21 protein-coding genes are annotated in these 17,815 nt (G+C 60.5%); 7 read left to right on the top strand and 14 right to left on the bottom strand.

The window, feature by feature from the left end; all coding sequences use genetic code 11:
- The first annotated feature begins 136 nt into the window (after positions 1 to 136).
- The 3 genes from JNB88_RS03280 to JNB88_RS03270 all read left to right on the top strand — a co-directional run bounded on the left by JNB88_RS03280 (position 137) and on the right by JNB88_RS03270 (position 2,904).
- A complete protein-coding gene (locus tag JNB88_RS03280; RefSeq protein ID WP_220354290.1) occupies positions 137 to 1,582 on the top strand; it encodes a mechanosensitive ion channel family protein in 1,446 nt (481 codons plus the stop codon).
- Positions 1,583 to 1,769: 187 nt separating this feature from the next.
- Positions 1,770 to 2,357, top strand: coding sequence for a DUF1214 domain-containing protein (locus JNB88_RS03275; RefSeq protein ID WP_220354289.1), 588 nt, complete (start codon positions 1,770 to 1,772; stop codon positions 2,355 to 2,357).
- Positions 2,350 to 2,904, top strand: coding sequence for a DUF1254 domain-containing protein (locus tag JNB88_RS03270; RefSeq protein ID WP_037134408.1), 555 nt, complete (start codon positions 2,350 to 2,352; stop codon positions 2,902 to 2,904). Before JNB88_RS03275 ends, JNB88_RS03270 begins: the two co-directional genes overlap by 8 nt.
- 10 nt (positions 2,905 to 2,914) lie before the next feature.
- On the opposite strand, the gene JNB88_RS03265 is transcribed toward JNB88_RS03270, so the two are convergent.
- Positions 2,915 to 3,082, bottom strand: a complete 168-nt coding sequence (locus tag JNB88_RS03265; RefSeq protein WP_220354288.1) for a hypothetical protein — start codon at positions 3,080 to 3,082, stop codon at positions 2,915 to 2,917.
- A 507-nt stretch (positions 3,083 to 3,589) separates the two neighbouring features.
- On the opposite strand from JNB88_RS03265, the gene JNB88_RS03260 reads away from it, so the two are divergent.
- Together JNB88_RS03260 and JNB88_RS03255 are read left to right on the top strand one after the other, a co-directional pair.
- On the top strand, positions 3,590 to 3,796 hold the full coding sequence (locus JNB88_RS03260; protein ID WP_037134406.1) for a hypothetical protein: 207 nt from the start codon (positions 3,590 to 3,592) through the stop codon (positions 3,794 to 3,796).
- A 219-nt stretch (positions 3,797 to 4,015) separates the two neighbouring features.
- The gene (locus tag JNB88_RS03255; RefSeq protein WP_220354287.1) at positions 4,016 to 5,035 is read left to right on the top strand and encodes a DUF2336 domain-containing protein; all 1,020 of its coding nucleotides are present in this window, start codon (positions 4,016 to 4,018) and stop codon (positions 5,033 to 5,035) included.
- A gap of 3 nt (positions 5,036 to 5,038) precedes the next feature.
- On the opposite strand, the gene JNB88_RS03250 is transcribed toward JNB88_RS03255, so the two are convergent.
- Genes JNB88_RS03250 through JNB88_RS03240 form a run of 3 tightly spaced genes read right to left on the bottom strand, consistent with a single transcriptional unit; the run spans position 5,039 to position 7,878 of the window.
- Entirely contained in the window at positions 5,039 to 5,398 is a 360-nt protein-coding gene (locus JNB88_RS03250; RefSeq protein WP_220354286.1) for a DUF1491 family protein, read from the bottom strand.
- Positions 5,399 to 5,447: 49 nt separating this feature from the next.
- A complete protein-coding gene (locus tag JNB88_RS03245) occupies positions 5,448 to 6,374 on the bottom strand; it encodes a peptidoglycan-binding domain-containing protein (RefSeq protein WP_220354285.1) in 927 nt (308 codons plus the stop codon).
- The gene (locus tag JNB88_RS03240; protein ID WP_220354284.1) at positions 6,346 to 7,878 is read right to left on the bottom strand and encodes a sensor histidine kinase; all 1,533 of its coding nucleotides are present in this window, start codon (positions 7,876 to 7,878) and stop codon (positions 6,346 to 6,348) included. The genes JNB88_RS03245 and JNB88_RS03240 overlap by 29 nt, the downstream gene beginning before the upstream one ends.
- A 461-nt stretch (positions 7,879 to 8,339) precedes the next feature.
- Here JNB88_RS03240 and JNB88_RS03235 point away from each other — a divergent pair, with 461 nt between their 5' ends.
- Both JNB88_RS03235 and JNB88_RS03230 read left to right on the top strand, forming a co-directional pair.
- Positions 8,340 to 8,840 carry a DUF5330 domain-containing protein gene (locus JNB88_RS03235; protein WP_220354283.1) on the top strand — a complete coding sequence of 167 codons (501 nt, stop codon included), beginning with the start codon at positions 8,340 to 8,342 and terminating at the stop codon, positions 8,838 to 8,840.
- 206 nt (positions 8,841 to 9,046) lie between these two features.
- Positions 9,047 to 9,469 carry a SufE family protein gene (locus JNB88_RS03230; RefSeq protein ID WP_220354282.1) on the top strand — a complete coding sequence of 141 codons (423 nt, stop codon included), beginning with the start codon at positions 9,047 to 9,049 and terminating at the stop codon, positions 9,467 to 9,469.
- A gap of 15 nt (positions 9,470 to 9,484) precedes the next feature.
- Here the strand turns inward: JNB88_RS03230 and JNB88_RS03225 are convergent, their stop codons facing one another.
- The 10 genes from JNB88_RS03225 to JNB88_RS03180 form a co-directional block, all read right to left on the bottom strand.
- Positions 9,485 to 10,285 carry a DUF6456 domain-containing protein gene (locus JNB88_RS03225; RefSeq protein ID WP_220354281.1) on the bottom strand — a complete coding sequence of 267 codons (801 nt, stop codon included), beginning with the start codon at positions 10,283 to 10,285 and terminating at the stop codon, positions 9,485 to 9,487.
- Complete coding sequence (locus tag JNB88_RS03220) at positions 10,278 to 10,709, bottom strand: helix-turn-helix domain-containing protein (RefSeq protein ID WP_220354280.1); 432 nt, start codon at positions 10,707 to 10,709, stop codon at positions 10,278 to 10,280. Before JNB88_RS03220 ends, JNB88_RS03225 begins: the two co-directional genes overlap by 8 nt.
- Positions 10,710 to 10,927: 218 nt before the next feature.
- A complete protein-coding gene (locus tag JNB88_RS03215; RefSeq protein WP_037134381.1) occupies positions 10,928 to 11,359 on the bottom strand; it encodes a Ros/MucR family transcriptional regulator in 432 nt (143 codons plus the stop codon).
- Between the two features lie 443 nt (positions 11,360 to 11,802).
- A complete protein-coding gene (mnhG, locus tag JNB88_RS03210) occupies positions 11,803 to 12,135 on the bottom strand; it encodes a monovalent cation/H(+) antiporter subunit G (protein WP_220354279.1) in 333 nt (110 codons plus the stop codon).
- Positions 12,132 to 12,509, bottom strand: a complete 378-nt coding sequence (locus JNB88_RS03205; RefSeq protein ID WP_220354278.1) for a cation:proton antiporter — start codon at positions 12,507 to 12,509, stop codon at positions 12,132 to 12,134. The genes mnhG and JNB88_RS03205 overlap by 4 nt, the downstream gene beginning before the upstream one ends.
- Complete coding sequence (locus JNB88_RS03200; protein WP_220354277.1) at positions 12,506 to 12,979, bottom strand: Na+/H+ antiporter subunit E; 474 nt, start codon at positions 12,977 to 12,979, stop codon at positions 12,506 to 12,508. The genes JNB88_RS03205 and JNB88_RS03200 overlap by 4 nt, the downstream gene beginning before the upstream one ends.
- Positions 12,976 to 14,532: a Na+/H+ antiporter subunit D gene (locus JNB88_RS03195; protein WP_220354276.1), complete on the bottom strand. Its 1,557-nt coding sequence runs from the start codon at positions 14,530 to 14,532 to the stop codon at positions 12,976 to 12,978. The genes JNB88_RS03200 and JNB88_RS03195 overlap by 4 nt, the downstream gene beginning before the upstream one ends.
- 2 nt (positions 14,533 to 14,534) lie before the next feature.
- The gene (locus JNB88_RS03190; RefSeq protein WP_037134371.1) at positions 14,535 to 14,912 is read right to left on the bottom strand and encodes a Na+/H+ antiporter subunit C; all 378 of its coding nucleotides are present in this window, start codon (positions 14,910 to 14,912) and stop codon (positions 14,535 to 14,537) included.
- Complete coding sequence (locus tag JNB88_RS03185) at positions 14,912 to 15,331, bottom strand: Na(+)/H(+) antiporter subunit B (protein WP_037134370.1); 420 nt, start codon at positions 15,329 to 15,331, stop codon at positions 14,912 to 14,914. The genes JNB88_RS03190 and JNB88_RS03185 overlap by 1 nt, the downstream gene beginning before the upstream one ends.
- Positions 15,328 to 17,706 (bottom strand): putative monovalent cation/H+ antiporter subunit A, encoded by a 2,379-nt coding sequence (locus JNB88_RS03180; protein WP_220354275.1) that lies wholly within the window; start codon positions 17,704 to 17,706, stop codon positions 15,328 to 15,330. Before JNB88_RS03180 ends, JNB88_RS03185 begins: the two co-directional genes overlap by 4 nt.
- Positions 17,707 to 17,815 lie beyond the last annotated feature (109 nt).

Here is a 17,815-nt window from a genome sequence, read left to right as displayed (position 1 = left end):
CCGTTAGACATTCAAGCCTACAGAACGCGATATTAGCGGTCTATTAACTAAGACATGCGTCGATACCGGGCGGGTGTATAGTGAGCCCGCAGCCAAGGATCCGGCCTTATCGTCTTGCCGTCAGGAGACGCCGACTATGCTCGATATGCTTATGTCACCGCTCTTCCAGATCGTCGCGCTGGGCGTTGCAGGCATCGTCGTCTGGCATTTGCAGGGGCGCGGCCGCCCGACCGCCCGCCTGTTGGTACAGATTGCGTTCTTCGCCGCCATGACGGCAATACTGATCGGAAGCGGTATCTCTCCTTTCAAGTTCGAGCCGTTGAGAGAAGGCGGCGGCATGCTCATCGCCGCCAAGACTTTGTGGTGGGTGCATCTGGCCTGGGCCGCAATCGGTTTTGTCCGCATCTATATCGTCCTCGACGGCAGACCGGTCGAAGCCCGGCTGCTGCAGGATCTGATCATCGCCGTCGTCTATCTCGGGGTAACGCTCTCGGTTCTCGCCTTCGTGTTCGACTTCGCGATCGGTACTCTCGTCGCGACCTCCGGCGTGATCGCGATCATCCTTGGCCTTGCCCTGCAAAGTACCCTGAACGACCTCTTTTCCGGTCTGGCGCTGACCTTGGGCCGCCCGTTTGGCATCGGCGACTGGATTATCCTGACCGACGGTACCGAAGGACGGATCGTGGAGAACACCTGGCGCTCGACACATATCCTGACGCCGGCCAACAACATCGTTGTCCTGCCGAACAGCTACCTTGCGAAAATCGGACTGACGAACATCAGTCGCCCTGACGAGACACATCAGGTGATCCTGCCGTTCCGTGTCAGGCCGACACACCCACCATCCTTCGTTGTCGAGACACTGCGGCAGGCCACGATCGGGGCCAACAATATCGTTCACGATCCGGCGCCGGTCGTCGCGCTAAAGGGCGTCGATGCCTTTGCCATCGACGTCGAACTGCAATTTCGTGTAAGGCGTCCAAGCGACAGAATTCCTGCCAGGAACGAGCTTATCGATCTCGTCTACCGACAATGCGCCACGACAGGTATATCCCTCGCGCTACCGGCGGCTTCTTCCATTTTTGTCGAACACCTTCATACCGGTCGCTCAGGACCGGCGACATTAAAGGAGTTGCTGCAGGCCAATCCGATCTTTGAAAGCCTCAACCAGGATGATCTGAAGACGCTGGAGGCCTGCGGGAAGCTGGAACACTACCAGCCGGGGGACATGCTGCTGAATGGGACGGACAGCATGCCCAAGCTGATGATTGTCCGCTCGGGCGCCGCCGCGGTGCATTCCGACCGGACCGAGGCCATTCGATTGGCGCCGGGCGCTGTATTCGGATGGATTGACGGCCTCGACGACACCGCCAGATACGAGGCGCTGACCAATCTCGAAGCCTATGAGGTTGACGGGCCGACATTCGTATCCATGCTGCAGGACCGTCCGGAGATGCAAAACGGCCTTATGCGGCATCTTACCAGCCTAACCGGGAATTCGTTGGCAACGAGCAGCCAACCCGGCGACGGAAAGCACGGACCCGGACTCTTCAGCACCGTTCACGACCTCTTGAAGCGATGATGGGACGCCGCCTTCGTCACGTGGCCCATTGCCTCTGCTCCGATTATTGGCGACTTCGTTCAGCCTGGGCTTACCCAAGATTGCAGCTGTTTTGACCGGGATATGCCGCCGCCAACGGCCTGCGCCATTCCTCGAAGCCAGAATCAGTGGTAACCCTTTCAACTGATTTGTTTCTCAAGGGCGCATAGTGTTTCGGTTTCCTCTCTTCATCGCGATGACGCTGATTATCGCCTTTGGCGGCGGGATCATGATTTCGCTCTATGCGCTGAACGCGACAGCCGGCTTCGGTGCGATCAAGCTCGGCGCGTGGGAAGCCTTCCCCGAGCTGCAGACCGAAGGTGCCGACCCCTATGCGAAATCGCACAGGGCGCGCGCCGGGCGCCTCCTCTATGGAAACGCCGAAGGGCTGATGTTCACCGCCAAAGTCGATGATGCCGGCGATCGGCTGAATGCCGGCTGCAGCTACCGCATTACGGGACAGACGCCGCCAGCCCGCATCTGGACGCTTTTTACCGCCGACAACAGCGGCAATCCGGCGGCGCTGCGGCCGGGGCTGCCCGGTGCCATGAACTCGTGGACAGTGCTGCGGCAGCCCGACAGCAGCTTCTCGATCGAGATTTCCGCCCATGCGCGGCCGGGCAACTGGCTGGCGCTGCCGGCGGCCGGTACGTTCCAACTGGTTCTGACCCTCTTCGATACCCCGACCGCGGGCAGCTCCGGTGTCATCGACCTTGCGATGCCGAAGCTGCAAAAAACGGGATGCGGCAATGCTTAGGGTTCTGTTCGCCATTCTCGCCGGACTTTTCGGGGCCGCACTGCTGCACCTCGTCATCATCCTGTCCCTGCCGCACTTTACCGGAAGGGACGCCGCGACCCGCGTCGCGGCCGAAGGCGATCTCGAGAAGTTCTACCTGCTTGATGCCACGGATGACGACGCGGGGTTGTCCAACGACGACCCCTTTGTCCGCACTGCGGTCTGCTCCTTCGATGTCGAGGAAAATCCTGTGCGTCTGACGGCGAAGGGCAATGTACCGTTCTGGTCGGTTGCGCTCTACGACGCTGCGTCGAACGAAGTCTTCAGCATGAACGACAGGACGTCGGTCGAGGGCGCGCTGGATATCCTGATCGGCACACCGATCCAGCTCACCGAGCTTCGCAAGGCTTTGCCGGCCGACCTGCAGAAGACCATTCTCGTGGAAAGCGCGCGTCCTGACGGCTATGCGGTCTTGAGAACCCTGGCGCCCCAGGCGAGCTTTGACGCGGCCGCGCGAAGCTTCCTCGCGGAGGCCGGCTGCGACCTATATGCCGGCTCCCAGGGTTGATGCAGTCTATCTATTTCTTGGCGCGCGAAACGCGGCGTCCGGCGGGACGCTTGGAGCTTTCCGCGAGGCGTTCGTAACGCACGCCGGTGAAAAGCAGGATCTGCGCCTCGACTGGTTTATTGCCTGTGCGGCGTTGCGTCTGAGACAGACGGTCGGCCAATGCGACGACTATTGCCATTCTCGTCTCCATGCACTGCCCGAGACGGATGAACTATGCAATCTCACCCTGCCCGCCCCCTGCGAGCCAGCGCGTCCTCCAGAACTCGAGAGTCCCCGAGGCATTCGCGCCTTTCTCACGGCACCTGTTTGAAATACCGTGATGTGAAACCGGACGACCGAAGCACTCGGCCGCCGTTCATTTCCGAATTGAGACATATGACGGTTAACAGATCATTAATCTCATGCGTGAACATTAGCTTCTTCTACGACACCATATAAACGCGCGGCGGCGGCTTTTGGTTTCAAACGTTCTCACAAGAAGATTCTGCGCACAATGTCGCAATGATATTAGCATTAATTCATATACTTAACGTAGGTTGTGTCGCAGAACATCAAAATCGTTAGTTCTTGTCACAAAAATATCAATTGCGGTTCCAACCAATACCGGTAAGGTTGTGCCTTCGGCGACAGCAGGCGGCCAATCGGCCTCCCGAGTTCAGCTCGCCAAGGGCACGGAGGGGTTGGAATGTCCTTGTTCATCGGTTCGACATTTTCCCCCGAAGACCTTGATGTTCTTCGCGACGCGCTGGATGCCTGGTGCGCGGAAAAGCGGATCGACATCAAAAGCGCCCAAGCGCAATTGGCAGCCTCCGCTGCGCTTGATCTCTATCAGTCCGGAAATAACAACGCTGACAGGCTTCTGGCGGCGCTGCGCGGACACAAGGGACTCTAGCTCAATTTCGGAACACGTCGGCAGGCAGAAACCCGCTGCCTCCAAGCTGCGTGATGCGTTCGCGCACAGATGACGCCTTTCGGCACAAATTGAATACAGTCTTTAGCAACCATTAACCCTGCCCATGTAGGATTTGTTCATAACCTATGTGGGGTAAGGGGCGTCCCTCCGCGTCCAGTCCTGCGGCATCCCTTTTTTGCGTTTCCAGGGTGTGTTCTTGTGCGTGACCGGTTCCGAGACCTAGAGGCCCCATCCGCCAGCCGGAAGAAGGACGTGGTTCTCATGGCGACCGTCAGCAGCTTCGAAGGATTGCAGCCGCCGACCCGTTCCGAACTGCGCCAATTCGCCGAACTCTTCACGCCGCTGTTCCAGGCATCCACACTTGAGGCGCGGCGACAGGCTGTGGCCGCCCTCTCCCAATGCGCGTGCATTCCCTCGGCCGTTGCGCTTTTCGTCGGCAGCCAGCCGATCGACATTGCCGCGCCCTTTCTCACCTCCTCGCCGGCAATCGATGACGAGACCTTGATTACAATCGCGCGCACACAGGGCAGCGCGCACATGAAGGCGATCGTCAGCAGGAACGCTCTCTCCCCTCGGGTGATTGACGCGCTCGTCGGCCTGCGTCAGGCCGAGCAGCGCCTGGCAGCGCCGGTCGTGGTGGAACCGCCGAGCGCCATGGTCGACGACGAGCCGGCCCCCTCCTCCCTCGAGGAAGCAGAAGCTGCCGTGAAGCGTGCCAACGAAGAAGAGATGCGCAACAGGATTCGGGAACTCGCGCATCATGTCGCCCGCCCCGACGGCGACCGGCTCGGGTTGCGAAACCTTTCGCCGATCCAGGCTGCTCTCCTCGTGCGCTTTGCCCGCAACCGCGAGGCGGCACTCTTCGCCAAGGCGCTTGCCGACGCTCTCACAGCGAGCCGCTGGCTTGCCGAGCGGATCATGCTCGACATCTCCGGGCAGCAGCTTGCTACGACGCTTGTAAGTCTCGGCATGGATTTCCTCGATGCCGTCTTCGTATTGGAGAAGCTCTACCCACACCTTGCGGAAGCTCAGCATAGCGTAACACGCGCCTGGATGGTGCTTGATGGACTCGATCCGGAAGAGTGCAACGAGCGCGTAGACGCCTGGCGCCGCGCCGACAGCTACACCTACCTTCCCGAGGAAGCAGCAGCGGCAGCAGACCGCCTGGACCAGGTGCCGCCCGCTCGCGAGAGACGTTCCATCAGCCGTGTACGCTGATCCCTACCAGAGCGGATTTTCGCGCTCATCGGCCAGCGGAACGATATCTCCGAGATCATCTGCCTCGAGATCAACAATCCAGAGGTCAGGATCGAACTTCCGCTCGCGGTCGAGCATCTCCCGCACCATATGCGGCTCTTCGCGTGTGAGCCGACGCTCGAACAGCCGCTCCCCGCTCGTCTCTTCATCGAAGAGGCTTTGCGGCGCGGGTCCATAGAGCGTCTCGAGGCCGTCGCGAAAATGCTGGCGGATGAAGACCGCACCCGCCTCATTGGCGCCTTTCGCCTCGACGGCGGCAAAGTCGCCCTTGGCGAACACCCGGCGCAGAAGCGCGGAAACGAAGATGTCGGTGCGTAGTCTCATGGGCCAGCTATAGACAGTGAAACAGCCAGCGGCAATGCTTGGCCGAAACTCAGAGCGCGCCGATTTCCTTGAGTTTCTTCAGCACGGCCTCGCTCGGCTCGCCGTTTTCGGGAAGATTGTAGTGCTTCTGGAAATGGCGGATCGCCGTGCGCGTCTGTTCGCCGGGCACACCGTCGACGCCGACATTGGTGTAGGCCATGTTGCTGAGACCCTTTTGGATCTTCAGGACGAGGTCGACACTCGACAGCTCTGCCGACAGCGCCTTCTTTGATGGCGTCGGCGCAGTCTTGACGCTCTTCTCGGCATTGCGGATCGCCGCAGCAACGGGATCCTCGGTGGATGCCTTGGAGGTGACGTCTTCGCGCGGCTTTTCCATTGGCACAGCCGACGGGCCGATCGCATCGGTTCGGAGAGCCGCCAGCACATCGGGAGTCGCTTCGCCCGTCTGCTGCATGCCGACCGTTTCTTCGAAGAAGAGGATCGCGGCACTTGTGCGCGGACCGATCACCCCGTCCGGCGTGCCGTTGTAAAGACCGCGCCGCACCAGTTCGGTCTGGATGTCCATGACGATCTGGCTCGGCTGCTGGCCAGCAGCCGCCGCCGGCGGCGTCGCATTCGTCTGTGTCGCGTCAGCCTCATCCTGCCGCTGGATCTTGAAGGTGGTGACGTTGCCGCTTTGCTCCTCGACGATCGGGCGGGCGCCGAGCACATTCGGGAAGAGCGGATCGCGCGTGCGCAGGAAGGGGTGCGGATGCGCGCCGGGCTGATACCAGAGCGCGTTTGCCGCAACGAAGCTGAAGATGACCAGGAAAGCCGCGGTGCCGCCGGCGACAGACGGGTTGCGACCGATGACGCCGCCGAGCGCACTCGCGCCCTGCAGCCCCAATCCGCCAACGACAGTTGCCCCGGTGAGAAGGAGGCTCGGCCTCTGCCGGCCTCTCCTTCCCTTAGGCGATTTTCGCTTGCTCGCGGCCATCGAAAAGCCCCTCTTCCAAAACGCCGACGAGTGCCGGCGCAGCCTTCAGTCGCGGCGGGAACTCGACAAGATCCTCGCGGGCGGTGCCCGCAGCCGGAATGCCGGAGCCATCCGCTGCAATGGAAATCGTGATGATCGTACCGGCACCAGGCGTGCTGGCGATCGCAAAGTCGCCGCCATGCAGCGCCACCAGACCCTTCACCAACGACAAACCGAGACCCGTGCCTTCGAATCGGCGGCTATAGTCGTTCTGGATCTGGACAAAAGGTTGGCCAAGCATTTCCAGCTTGTCACCCGGAATGCCGATTCCGGTATCGCTCACGCAAAGGTTCAGCACGCCGTTCCGCATCGAGGCATCGATCGAGATCGCGCCGCCCGTATCGGTGAACTTCACGGCATTGCCGACCAGATTGATCAGGATCTGCTGGATCGCGCGCTGGTCGGCTACGACCTCGTCGAGACCCCGCTGAATGCGGCTCGTCAGCGTTACGCCCTTGGTTTTCGCCTGAAGCGTCAGCATCGCCTCGCAGGAACGGACGACCGCGGCGATATCGAAGGGTTCGAGGCAAAGCTCATAGCGGCCGGCCTCGATCTTGCTCATGTCGAGCATGGTGTTGACGACGGAAAGCAGGTGCGCGCCGGAATCCCTGACAAGACCGACATATTCCCGCTGACGTTCATTCTCGAACTTGCCGAAGTATTCGCCGAGCAGGATATCGGAGAAGCCGAGGATGGCATTCAGCGGTGTGCGCAGCTCGTGGCTGACGGCGGCAAGGAACCGCGACTTCGCATCGTTGGCCGAGCGTGCGTCGGCGGCACGGCTTTGCGCTTCCTGGCGCAACTGCTGCTCCACCGAAACATCACGCAGCTGGGCAATCACGCTGAAGAGAGTGCCGTCGCTGCCCTGCCGCGCCGTGAGATCCATGCGCACGTAAGAAAATTGCCGGTTGTCGCGGGAAACCGAAGGGCGTTCGATGCGCAGATCGACAGTCGCGCTCTCGTCGCCCTGGCGAAGCTGATCCAGCGCCTGCAGGAAATGAATCCGGTCGGAGATGTGGATCTGGTCGACAAAGCCCTTGTCGATGGGATCGCGCATCCAGGCGAGATAGTCGCGCTTGTCACGACCACCGACGGCAGTGACGTTGCCCTGTACGTCCAGGAAAAGGGCAAGACCAGCCGCCATCTCCATGAAGAAATCTTCCGCGACAGGCGCGGCGGCGGCGGCTGTCGCTGTATTCTGGCGCGAGAGCGCGATGCTGCCCACCGCTGAAAAAAGGAACGCGGCGCTAACGATCGTGAACCCGACAGGCAGTGCGACGGCTGGACTGGTGACCAGAGACAGCCCGGCCGGCACCGCAACGAGCGCGGCCGACGACAGCAGCGCCAGCCGGCGCAGGATCGTCAGCTCGTGCTGGCGCACGGCTGCAACGCCCCCGGTCCGGGAGAGCCAGCTTCCAGCTACCCGGTCCACGAGGGCTGCCGCCCGCTCTGCGATCTTACTCATTACACGCACGCAATACCCGCCTGAAAAAGGCTCTTTACTAGGTCGGACAATAGGCCTTGGGCGCTTAAGGAAAGGATAAGGGAAAAGCCGCCTTCACGCCGCGAAAGACCGAAATGTCCCGTTTTTGGGCATATGGAAGCGGCTTTGATTTTTACGGTTAACAGGCGGTAAGCGACGGATTTCGCTAACATTTCGGTCTTTTGTTAACCTTTGTGGCAGGCTCGCCGCGAGGTTTGCCTGCAATTACAGGACGAGGTCTGCCACATGCTTAACGCCGGTCGTTACAATTTGACTGAAATGTGGTGCAAATCCCGTTCATTAAAATTCGAGCTAAATTTGCCGCAAATGCCGACGAGTTTCGAAAACTGGCATTTGCAACTCTGTTCTAAGGTGAGAGCACACCGGAAGACCGGACCGATTCGGCAGCAAGACCGAACGGGAAAACAGGATGGGCAACGACGATGTGGTTTCTGATCAAAGGATCATTCTGGTTCGGGCTGGTGCTCGTGCTCTTGTCGTTCTTCAGCGGCGAAAGCCCGACCGACTCGCAACCGAAATTGCAGTTTTCCGACGCCTTTGTCGCCGCGACGGGCGCCTATGACTATGTGACCGGCATGTGCGGCGAGAAGCCGGAGGTCTGTGTCAAGGGTGCCGAAACCATGGCAGCCCTCGGCCACCGGGCCCGAGAAGGCGCTCGCGTTGCCTATGAGCTTCTGGACAGCCGCTTTGGCGACGACGCGGCCAAGCCCGCCGTCGCAGCCAACGCTCACAATGCGCCGATTGCTCCCGTTGCCGCACTTGCGCCCGCAAACTCCGAGACGCAGTCGGTAGCGCAGGAGCGGACCGCGGCGCTGAACCAGCCAATGCCCTACCGCCCCCCGGTTGATGATGGCGACGATGCTGTCTCCGACGCTGTGACGACGGGCACCATTCCGCTGCCGACGCCGCGTCCGGCTACCTGAGAATTCCGCGGGACTTCCCGCAACCAAGCTTGCACCGGCGATCCGCCAAGCCGCGGATAGTCCCGTGCCTGACGTGCCTGCCCTGTTTATTTTTCAGCTTTTGCTGCGCCGCGAGGATGCCCATCCTTCGCGGCGTTTCTTTTTAATGGTTCAAATCTGGCCGTGTTTCACCTATATGAAACCCTGATAACGAAAGGCCAGAATGCATGACGTCCCTCGAGCAGATCCTCGAAGATTTCTCCTTCCTAGACGACTGGGAAGATCGCTATCGCTATGTGATCGAGCTCGGAAAGGCGCTTCCTGACCTTCCCGACGACAAGAAGACGTCGGCCAACAAGGTAATGGGCTGCGCAAGCCAGGTCTGGCTCGTGACGCACACCGAGGGCGATCCGGACAATCCGGTCATGACCTTCGAAGGCGACTCCGACGCACATATCGTGCGCGGGCTCGTTGCCATCGTGCTTGCGACCTACTCCGGCAAGAACGCCTCCGAGATCGCCGCGCTCGATGCCTTCGACGTGTTCTCGACGATCGGCCTGGTCGAGCATCTTTCCTCGCAACGTGCCAACGGCCTGCGTTCGATGGTCAATCGCATTCGCGAGGAAGCACGCGTGCGCGCGGTGGCTTAGCGCCACCGCCGTTTTTCAGGAATACAGTTCGGGCCTGTACCCCTCGACACCCCAATGCTCCAGTCGCGGACGGCGCGCAGGCGCTGGCGGATTGTAGTGCCGTGACAGGACCATCAACGCTGTGCGCAACATCAGCTTGGCAGAGCGCACCGGCCACTGGCGCTCGCGCTCCACGGTCTCCAGTCCCTTCATGAAGCAGCAGACGTCGAGCGCCACCCCGGCAAGCTCCGGGCCCATTGCCTCAAGCGCACGATTGACCGCGATCCGGGCGGCGATTGCACTATCGGTCAATTCCGCCATGCCACCTCGCTCGCCCTTCATCCGGCTGGCATGGCGCGGTTCCCAGTTCGCCGTCATTCGCGGCTGAAGTTGACCGCGCATGAAATCGGCAAGCAGCCTTTCCCCGGCGGCAAGCGCTTCCTCCGGCAGGAATTGGCCACCCGTCTTCTCCTTCAGTCGCGCAAGGGTTGAAAGCGGCGATTCTTCCCGGTTGATCCGCACCGACTGTTTCCGGCCGTCGCCCACGTCGGCCAGAGCATGGCCAATCGCGCCGTGCTGTTCGATGAAGGCTTCGTCCCTTGGCGAGGCCGCGCGCCTGAGATAGGAGCGCGCTGTGGGGCACAGGCAAATCCGCTCGCTCCTGCGGCTGATCAACCCCGCGGCTACCGCTTTCGCCACGAGGCCTTCAGAAGCAATGTGGAGCGAACCATCGCCGAGGTGCAGTGACAGGGCAGAGCCTTCGCATGTCCGCTCCCGCGCCTCCCCGCGCGCCAGGAACCTGAGAAGCTTCACCATGGCCTTGTTCGCGTCACTCATCTCCAAGCACTCCATTCGATCGGAAAACGGAATTGACGGTCCGTTCCACGGCCGCGACGAACTCATCGAACGCCGGGTCATCACGGCGATCTTCGACGACGTGGCAGGCATGGCCAACCGTCGTGCGGTCGCGGCCAAAGGCCTTGGCGATCTCGCAAAGTGGAATCTGCAGCGCAACATGGCAGACATACATGGCGATCTGCCTGATATGGCAAAGCGTCCGGCGCCGATCCCGACGCATCTGGATGCGATGGCTGGCAAGCATGACCATCTCGGTGGTGATCTGCGCGCAGATGCGGCATACGAGGCGAACCGGCATCGTCGCGGCAGGCGGAACATAACCGGAGGCACTCGAAGCTCCGGGCGGCTGCGGAAAGGAAGACGCTCGTGCGGCGTCTGGAAAAGTGGAACTTGCAATGGGCATACGAACACTCCTACAAAATAGGAATTAATTCATACACTCTACACGGCAGCGAGGACGAACAAAAGGCGTACATTGCAACTTTTTGTTGGATTAGCTCGCAAAATTGAGAAAGGGCCGAAAATATTTAGGATTATTTTCCACATTCATCCCCTTTTGCCAAAACACAAAAGCCGGGCTTCCGCCCGGCTCTTCACTGCACCCCTTGGGAAATGATCGGCTCAGCCGCGCCCGCGCTTGCGGCGCTGGCCGAGGCCCATTTCCTTGGCGAGGCGCGAACGCGCTTCGGCATAAGCCGGCGCGACCATAGGATAGTCGACGGGAAGTTCCCATTTCTCGCGGTATTCTTCCGGCGAGAGACTGTGGTGCGTCATCAGATGGCGCTTGAGCGACTTGAAGTTACCGCCACATTCCAGGCAGGTAATCTGCTCATCCTGAACGGACTTGCGCACCGATACAGCCGGCTTCTGCTTCTCGACGACAGCTGTTGCGAGCTGTGGCGTCGACGTATTGCTGAGTGCCGAATGCACGTCCGAAATCAGGTTGGCGAGGTCGCCAACCGGCACCACATGATTGCTGACATAGGCGGCAACAATATCTGCTGTAAGCTCCACCAGCAATTCCGGCCCGCTACCGGCTGCAGTATCCGTCATAATACGTTTCTCCTGTTTCAATGCTCCAAAGGTCCAAGCCCCTTCGGCCAAGACCATGTTCGTAGAGCGAACAGCAAAAAACTCAGGCTACGGCTACCTGTTTCGAAAAACTGAAATCCACCCCTAGATTCCTGAGGCCGAAACCCGTTTTTATACTGCCTGATTTCGAAGTTAGTACGCCATCACGCAGTCGACTTCCTCAATTAAACAGTGAAATGCAATGCCAACGAGGAAATAATCAACGTGATTCTAATTCAATATCAGAACTCTACTTGGACAATCAAATATCACCGTTTTGCGAAAACGCCAATTATTATTTCATATATATCTACCAAAAAATGGCCATTTCGCAAGAATTGTCTGCTTAACTGCTAAACATTAACCATCGATACATTTGCAAAAGGGTGCAAAAATCAACTTAAAATACTGAATCGGAAGCCGTCTCATCTTTTGACCATATCATCGCGCACCGATTCCGGGCCAAGACGGTGTCCCGTTTGGTGCGCAGCCTTGGCAAGCAAGTGCGCCGCGACCGGCGCCGTCAGCAGGAAAAACACGAAACCGGCGAGTGCCCGGGCGAACACCGAGACCTCGCCCGACGCGACACCGGCGGCAAAGAGGAGCAGGCCCGAGCCCACCGTTCCCGCCTTGGACGCCGCATGCATGCGCGTGTAAAGATCCGGCAGTCGCACGACGCCAAGGGCGGCAACGAGCGCAAACAACGAACCGGCAAGCAACAGGAAGGCGACGACGAGCGCTGCCGCATAGTCCATCATTTCTTGCCCTTCCTGTCATTCTTGCCGCTGCGTTTGGCTGTCACTTTGGGCTTTTTCGAGGCACCCGCCGTTTTTTCGCTGTAGCGTTCCGCAACAGTAGCGCGCGACATCACGAAGCGTGCGAAGGCAACCGTGGCCAGGAAGCCAACGAGACCCAGCGAAATTGCAATGTCGATGTAAAGGCTGAAGCCCGTCTTGATCGCCAGTACCGCAATGAAGCCGATCGCCGTGCCGGAGAGCGTATCGAGGGCCAGTATCCTGTCCGGCAAGGTGGGGCCGGCAACAACCCGCCAGCCTGCCAGGAGAAAGGCCAGACCGAGGATTACCAGAGCGACAGCGGCTGCCCCGGAAACGATGGCAGATGGATCGATCATCGGAAGGCCTCCATGATCCTGCGCTCGAACCCGTTGGCTATGTCGCGCTTGGTCGCCTCTGGATCGGCGCAGTCCAGCGCATGGACGTAGAGTGTCTTGCGATCGTCGGAAACATCGACCGACAGAGTGCCCGGGGTCAGCGTGATCATGTTGGCGAGAAGCGTGATCTCGAAATCGCGGTCTACAGTCAGCGGAAAGGCAAAGATGCCAGGCTGCAACTGCATGTTGGGCGTCAGCACCGTCACGGCAACGCGCCAGGCGGAAATAGCCAACTCCTTCAGAAACAGCAGAGAAAGACGCACGATAGCCCAGGATCGACGAAGATAGCCGGCACTGCCATAGGGCTCGCGAACGACCGACAGGCACAGAGCGGCCAATGCAAAGCCGAATACCAGGTTATGCGGGGAGGTGCTGCCGGTGATGGCGGCCCAGGCGATTGCCAGAATGACGTTGAGCAGCAGGGCGATCATGGCACCATTCCATCCGGAAAGACCGACTGCAGATAAGATGTCGGATCAATGAGGCCGGTCGCGGCAGCTTGCGCCATCTTCAGCAGCTCTTCTGGAAGAATACCGAAAGCGACGACAAGAGCGGTCAGGATGACGAGCGGCAATCCCGCTTGCCAGCCGACGGAAGCCGCCGCCAGTGGTGCCGTCGCCGGTCGCCAGTAGGCGAGCAGGAAGACACGCCCGAAGACGACCGTGAGCAGGAAGCCGCCGATCAGGATCGCGGCGGCGAGCCACCAGGCGCCGACGTCGATCGATGCCCTGACCAAGATGACCTTCGGCCAGAAGCCGGAAAAGGGCGGCAATCCGCAGGCGGCGATGAAAAGGATGAAGGAGACGGCGGCAAAACCGCTGCTCTTGCGATAGAGGCCGCCGAGCGCGGTCAGCGAGAAACCGCCGGCAAGTGCGGCAGCCTGCCCGGCGAGGAGATAGAGCGCCGTCATCAGCACCATCGAATGCAGCGCGTAGAAGATTGCGCCGGACAAGCCGCCCGGCGTGCCGAGCGCAATGCCGATCAGCATGTTGCCGATGCCTGAGATCACCACGTAGCCGAGGAGCTTACGAATATCGTCCTGCGCCAGCGCCCCAAGCGCGCCGACGATGATGGTCGCGGCTCCCGTTGCTGCAATCAAAAGGCTCAATTGCTCGCGCTCGATCGGCAGCAGCATGACCATGATGCGAATGAGGGCATACACGCCGACCTTGGTCAGCAGACCGGCAAACAGCGCCGACACGACGATGCGCGGGGTATGATAGGAGGCGGGCAGCCAGAAATTGACGGGAAAGGCCGCCGCCTTCATGGCGAAGGCCAGCAGCAAGAGGGCCGACAGGGTCATCAGCGGCGCGGTGTCGCGTACACTCTCCACCTTGCTTGAGATATCGGCCATGTTGAGCGTGCCGAAGACGGCGTAGACGATGCCGACAGAGATCAGGAACAGCGTCGTGCCGATCAGGTTCAGCACCGCATACTTCATGGCCCCATCGATCTGCCCGCGCTCCGATCCGAGGATCAGCATGCCGAACGAGGAAATCAGCAGGACCTCGAACCAGACGTAGAGGTTAAAGATGTCGCCCGTCAGAAACGCCCCGGTGACGCCTGCCATCAGCAGCAGAAGGAAGGGAAAGAAACCGTATCGACGGCCGCTTTCGGTCACCTCCTTCAGCGCATATATGCCGCTCGCGAGTGCCACAATGGCTGAGGTCAGGGCCATGAGCGCTCCGAGAATATCGACCGTGAAGGCAATACCGAAGGGCGGCAGCCAGCGTCCCATCACCATCGTGACTGGACCGTGAGCAGCCACTTTCACCAACAGGGCAGCATCCATCAGGACCAGGACGAAAAGGCCAGGGATGGCAACGAACGCCTGCAGCCGCGTCGAACTGCGCACCATAAGAAGTACCGCGCCGAGCGTGATGCAAAGCGCAACGGGCGCGATGGCAAGCCAGTTTGCCAGCGGCACAGGTGCGGTCACCATCGCGCTCGAAAGATCGACGATCGTCTTCGCCGGCGTTGCCATCCCTAGTACCCCATCGGCGGTTGCACCGGGTCGACGGGCTCGGCCACCCGCATCTCGTCGGTGTTGTCCGTGCCGATATCCTGATAGGCGCGGTAGGTCAGGACCAGCAGGAAGGCAAGGAAGGAAAAGGAAATGACGATCGCCGTGAGGATGAGAGCCTGCGGCAACGGATTAGCGGTACCGGCCGGAAGCGCATCGAGATCGGCAGGAATGATCGGTGGAATCTCGCGGGTCAGGCGCCCGGCGGTAAACAGCAGCAAATTCACGGCATTACCGAGTATCGCAATGCCGAGCATGATGCGGATCGAAAATTTCGACAGCATCAGATAGATCGCGGCGGCGAAATACAGGCCGACGAGGAACGCAAAGAGCGGCTCCATCACTCGACCTCCCTTTCTTCCAGCGCCAGAGCGATCGACGTAATGGCGCCGACGACCACCATATACACTCCGATATCAAACAGCATGACGGTCGAGAGCGGCACCTCGACGCCCGCTATCTCAGGATAGATCCAAAGGCCAGTCATGAATGGCACGGAAAAGAAGAGCGACAGCAGCCCGGCGCAGCAGGAGAGCAGCAGTCCGGTACCTGATATCGCCAGGGGATGGAAAACGATCGCCCTGCGGACCGCGCCCACGCCGCGGGCAATGCCGAAGATCGCCAGCGCCGACGCTGCTATCAGACCACCGGTGAAGCCGCCGCCCGGCTCATTGTGGCCGCGCAGCAGAACGAAGACCGAAAAGAGCAGCATCAGCGCCGTCAGCAAGGGGGCGATCGTACGGAAGATCAGCGTGTTCATGGGCGCTCTACCCCCAGATCCTCAGGCGCATCGGGATCGTTTTCAGCAAGCTTGCGCTCGGTGCGCGCGCGGACGCGAATGAGGGCGAGGATTGCAAGGCCGGTGATGGCGACGACCGCGATCTCGCCCAGCGTATCGGTGCCGCGGAAATCGACGATGATGACATTTACGACGTTCGCGCCATGCGCGATCGTCTTCGAGTAGGCATTGAAAAATTCCGTCAGAGCATTGTTGAAGGGTGCCTGCGTTGCCTTCAACAGAAGCAATGCGAAACCACAGCCGCAGGCGATCGCAATGCCGCCGTCGAATATTTTCTGGCTGAGTGGTCGCCGGTCGGTCGGCGAAAGCCGGAGACGGGTCATGACCATTGCCAGGATGACCACCGACAGGGTCTCCACCATGAACTGCGTGAAGGACAGGTCCGGTGCACCGAACAAAAGGAAAATGATGGCAACTGAAAAGCCCTGGATGCCGAGCGAGACGATCGCCGTCAGCCGATCGCGCGCTACGACAACCGTCAACAGGCCAAGAACGGCGAGCAAGAAGATCCCCCACTCGTGCAGTTGCACCTGCCCGGGCCATGGGGGCAGCACCGGCATTTCACCATAGAGCCAGAGCGGAACGAGCAGGATCGCGGCGAGGCAGAGGAAGGTGCAGGTGATGTAGACTTCGAGCCGCCCCGTCTGGACGAAACGCGTCACACGAACGGACAACCTGATCAGACCGGCAACAAAGTAATCGAACCCGCGATCAGGTCCCGGTCCGAGCCTGCGCAGGACAACTGCCATAGCCAGACGCGCCTGATCCAGCTGCCGGTAGACAAGGATGCCGAGCGCGATCGTAAGGGCTGAAAGGAGCAGCGGCACGCCAAAGTGCGGGATCAATGATATCTCGACCACGCTCGACGATCCACGGATGGCGGACGCCAGCGGAGACGAAATGTAATGGTGCGCAACTGCGGAGAACGCAGCGCCGATCAGGCCTGACAGCGCCAGTACCACGGGTCCGACCCACAGCGACGGTGGTGCCTCGTGCGGGTGTTTCGGTGTTTCCGCTACCGGCCCGAGAAACGGTTTCAGTGCCACCGCAAAACCGACCGCGAACATCAGCGCGTTGCCAAACAGTGCGACCAGCGTGAAGATGATCGATCGCGGATCGCCGTGCGCCAGCGCTGCGTAGATCTCCTCCTTGGCGAGGAAACCGAAAAACGGCGGCAGACCGCCCATGGAGGTCGCCGCAGCTACGGCTGTCACGAAGGTCAGCGGCATTGCCCGCCGCAGCCCGCGTAGTCTGGTGACGTCGCGCGTGCCGGTCTCATGGTCGATGATGCCGGCAACCATGAACAGCGCGCCCTTGAAGAGTGAATGTGCCACGAGATAGAGCGCCGCGGCCTCGACGGCATAGGGAGAGCCGAAGCCCGTCAGCAGCACGAGAAGGCCGAGCGACGAAACAGTGGTATAGGCGAGTTTCAGCTTGAGGTCGGTCTGGCGGATCGCAAGCAGCGTACCCACGACCAAGGTCACACCACCGAAGAGCGGCAGCAAGGTCTCCCACGCCCACGTCCCGCCCATGGCCGGGTTCAACCGCATCAAGAGATAGACACCCGCCTTCACCATCGTCGCCGAATGCAGGTAGGCGGAGACCGGCGTCGGCGCTTCCATCGCATTCGGCAGCCAGAAATGAAAGGGAAACTGCGCCGACTTGGTGAAGGTGCCACCAAGAAGGAGGATCAGGATCGGCAGATAGTATGGATTGGCGCGCAAGAGATCGCCGGACTGCAGCAACGTCGACAGGTCGGTGGCGTTTGTCGTGCTCCAGATCAGGAGCAGGCCCGCCAGCAGCAAAAGGCCGCCACCGCCGGTGACGACGAGCGCCTGCAGCGCGGCGCGGCGGGCAGCCTCGCGTCCATGGTCGAACCCGATCAAGAGGAAAGACGTGATCGAGGTCAGTTCCCAGAAGATGAAGAGCATCAGCAGGCTGTCGGAGACGACGAGGCCGAGCATGGCGCCCATGAACAGGAAGATAAACGAGAAGAAACGCCCCTGATCCGGGTGCCCCTTGAGGTATCCGCCGGCGTAAAGGACGATCAGCGTACCGATCCCGGTAATCAGCAGCGCGAAGGTCAGCGAAAGACCGTCAACGAGCCAGGAAAAGCGGAGGTCGAAGCTTGGCACCCAGGCATAGCCACCTGTTATCACCTCGCCTCCTGCTATGATGGGCAGCAGGCTGGCGAAGTGCGCAAAGGCGAGCAACGGCGCAAGCGCCAATAGCCATGCGGCGTTGGCGCCAAGGACGCGAACAAGAAAGGGAGCAAGGACGGCACCGAGAAGTGGCAGACACAAGGCCGCAAATGTCAAAGCCGTGACACCGGCCATGTGCCCTCCCCTGCTGGCAACGCTTCGTGGAGCCGGCGAACGCCGGAAGTCCCGTATGGTTTACGAGAACGCAAGCGCGGTCACAAGTCTTGTTCGTGGCTGAGCAACC

The organism is Rhizobium cauense, assembly GCF_019511525.1.
Lineage (GTDB): Bacteria > Pseudomonadota > Alphaproteobacteria > Rhizobiales > Rhizobiaceae > Rhizobium > Rhizobium cauense.
Note: the sequence above shows the minus strand (reverse complement) of the source record. Positions and strands in the feature narration are given on the sequence as shown.

Coding starts and splice junctions, on each gene's coding strand:
- JNB88_RS03280 (WP_220354290.1), top strand. CDS start 137: ATGCTCGATATGCTTATGTCACCGCTCTTCCAGATCGTCGCGCTGGGC.
- JNB88_RS03270 (WP_037134408.1), top strand. CDS start 2,350: ATGCTTAGGGTTCTGTTCGCCATTCTCGCCGGACTTTTCGGGGCCGCA.
- JNB88_RS03265 (WP_220354288.1), bottom strand. CDS start 3,082: ATGGCAATAGTCGTCGCATTGGCCGACCGTCTGTCTCAGACGCAACGC.
- JNB88_RS03260 (WP_037134406.1), top strand. CDS start 3,590: ATGTCCTTGTTCATCGGTTCGACATTTTCCCCCGAAGACCTTGATGTT.
- JNB88_RS03250 (WP_220354286.1), bottom strand. CDS start 5,398: ATGAGACTACGCACCGACATCTTCGTTTCCGCGCTTCTGCGCCGGGTG.
- JNB88_RS03245 (WP_220354285.1), bottom strand. CDS start 6,374: ATGGCCGCGAGCAAGCGAAAATCGCCTAAGGGAAGGAGAGGCCGGCAG.
- JNB88_RS03240 (WP_220354284.1), bottom strand. CDS start 7,878: ATGAGTAAGATCGCAGAGCGGGCGGCAGCCCTCGTGGACCGGGTAGCT.
- JNB88_RS03235 (WP_220354283.1), top strand. CDS start 8,340: ATGTGGTTTCTGATCAAAGGATCATTCTGGTTCGGGCTGGTGCTCGTG.
- JNB88_RS03230 (WP_220354282.1), top strand. CDS start 9,047: ATGACGTCCCTCGAGCAGATCCTCGAAGATTTCTCCTTCCTAGACGAC.
- JNB88_RS03225 (WP_220354281.1), bottom strand. CDS start 10,285: ATGAGTGACGCGAACAAGGCCATGGTGAAGCTTCTCAGGTTCCTGGCG.
- JNB88_RS03220 (WP_220354280.1), bottom strand. CDS start 10,709: ATGCCCATTGCAAGTTCCACTTTTCCAGACGCCGCACGAGCGTCTTCC.
- JNB88_RS03215 (WP_037134381.1), bottom strand. CDS start 11,359: ATGACGGATACTGCAGCCGGTAGCGGGCCGGAATTGCTGGTGGAGCTT.
- mnhG (WP_220354279.1), bottom strand. CDS start 12,135: ATGATGGACTATGCGGCAGCGCTCGTCGTCGCCTTCCTGTTGCTTGCC.
- JNB88_RS03205 (WP_220354278.1), bottom strand. CDS start 12,509: ATGATCGATCCATCTGCCATCGTTTCCGGGGCAGCCGCTGTCGCTCTG.
- JNB88_RS03200 (WP_220354277.1), bottom strand. CDS start 12,979: ATGATCGCCCTGCTGCTCAACGTCATTCTGGCAATCGCCTGGGCCGCC.
- JNB88_RS03195 (WP_220354276.1), bottom strand. CDS start 14,532: ATGGCAACGCCGGCGAAGACGATCGTCGATCTTTCGAGCGCGATGGTG.
- JNB88_RS03190 (WP_037134371.1), bottom strand. CDS start 14,912: ATGGAGCCGCTCTTTGCGTTCCTCGTCGGCCTGTATTTCGCCGCCGCG.
- JNB88_RS03185 (WP_037134370.1), bottom strand. CDS start 15,331: ATGAACACGCTGATCTTCCGTACGATCGCCCCCTTGCTGACGGCGCTG.
- JNB88_RS03180 (WP_220354275.1), bottom strand. CDS start 17,706: ATGGCCGGTGTCACGGCTTTGACATTTGCGGCCTTGTGTCTGCCACTT.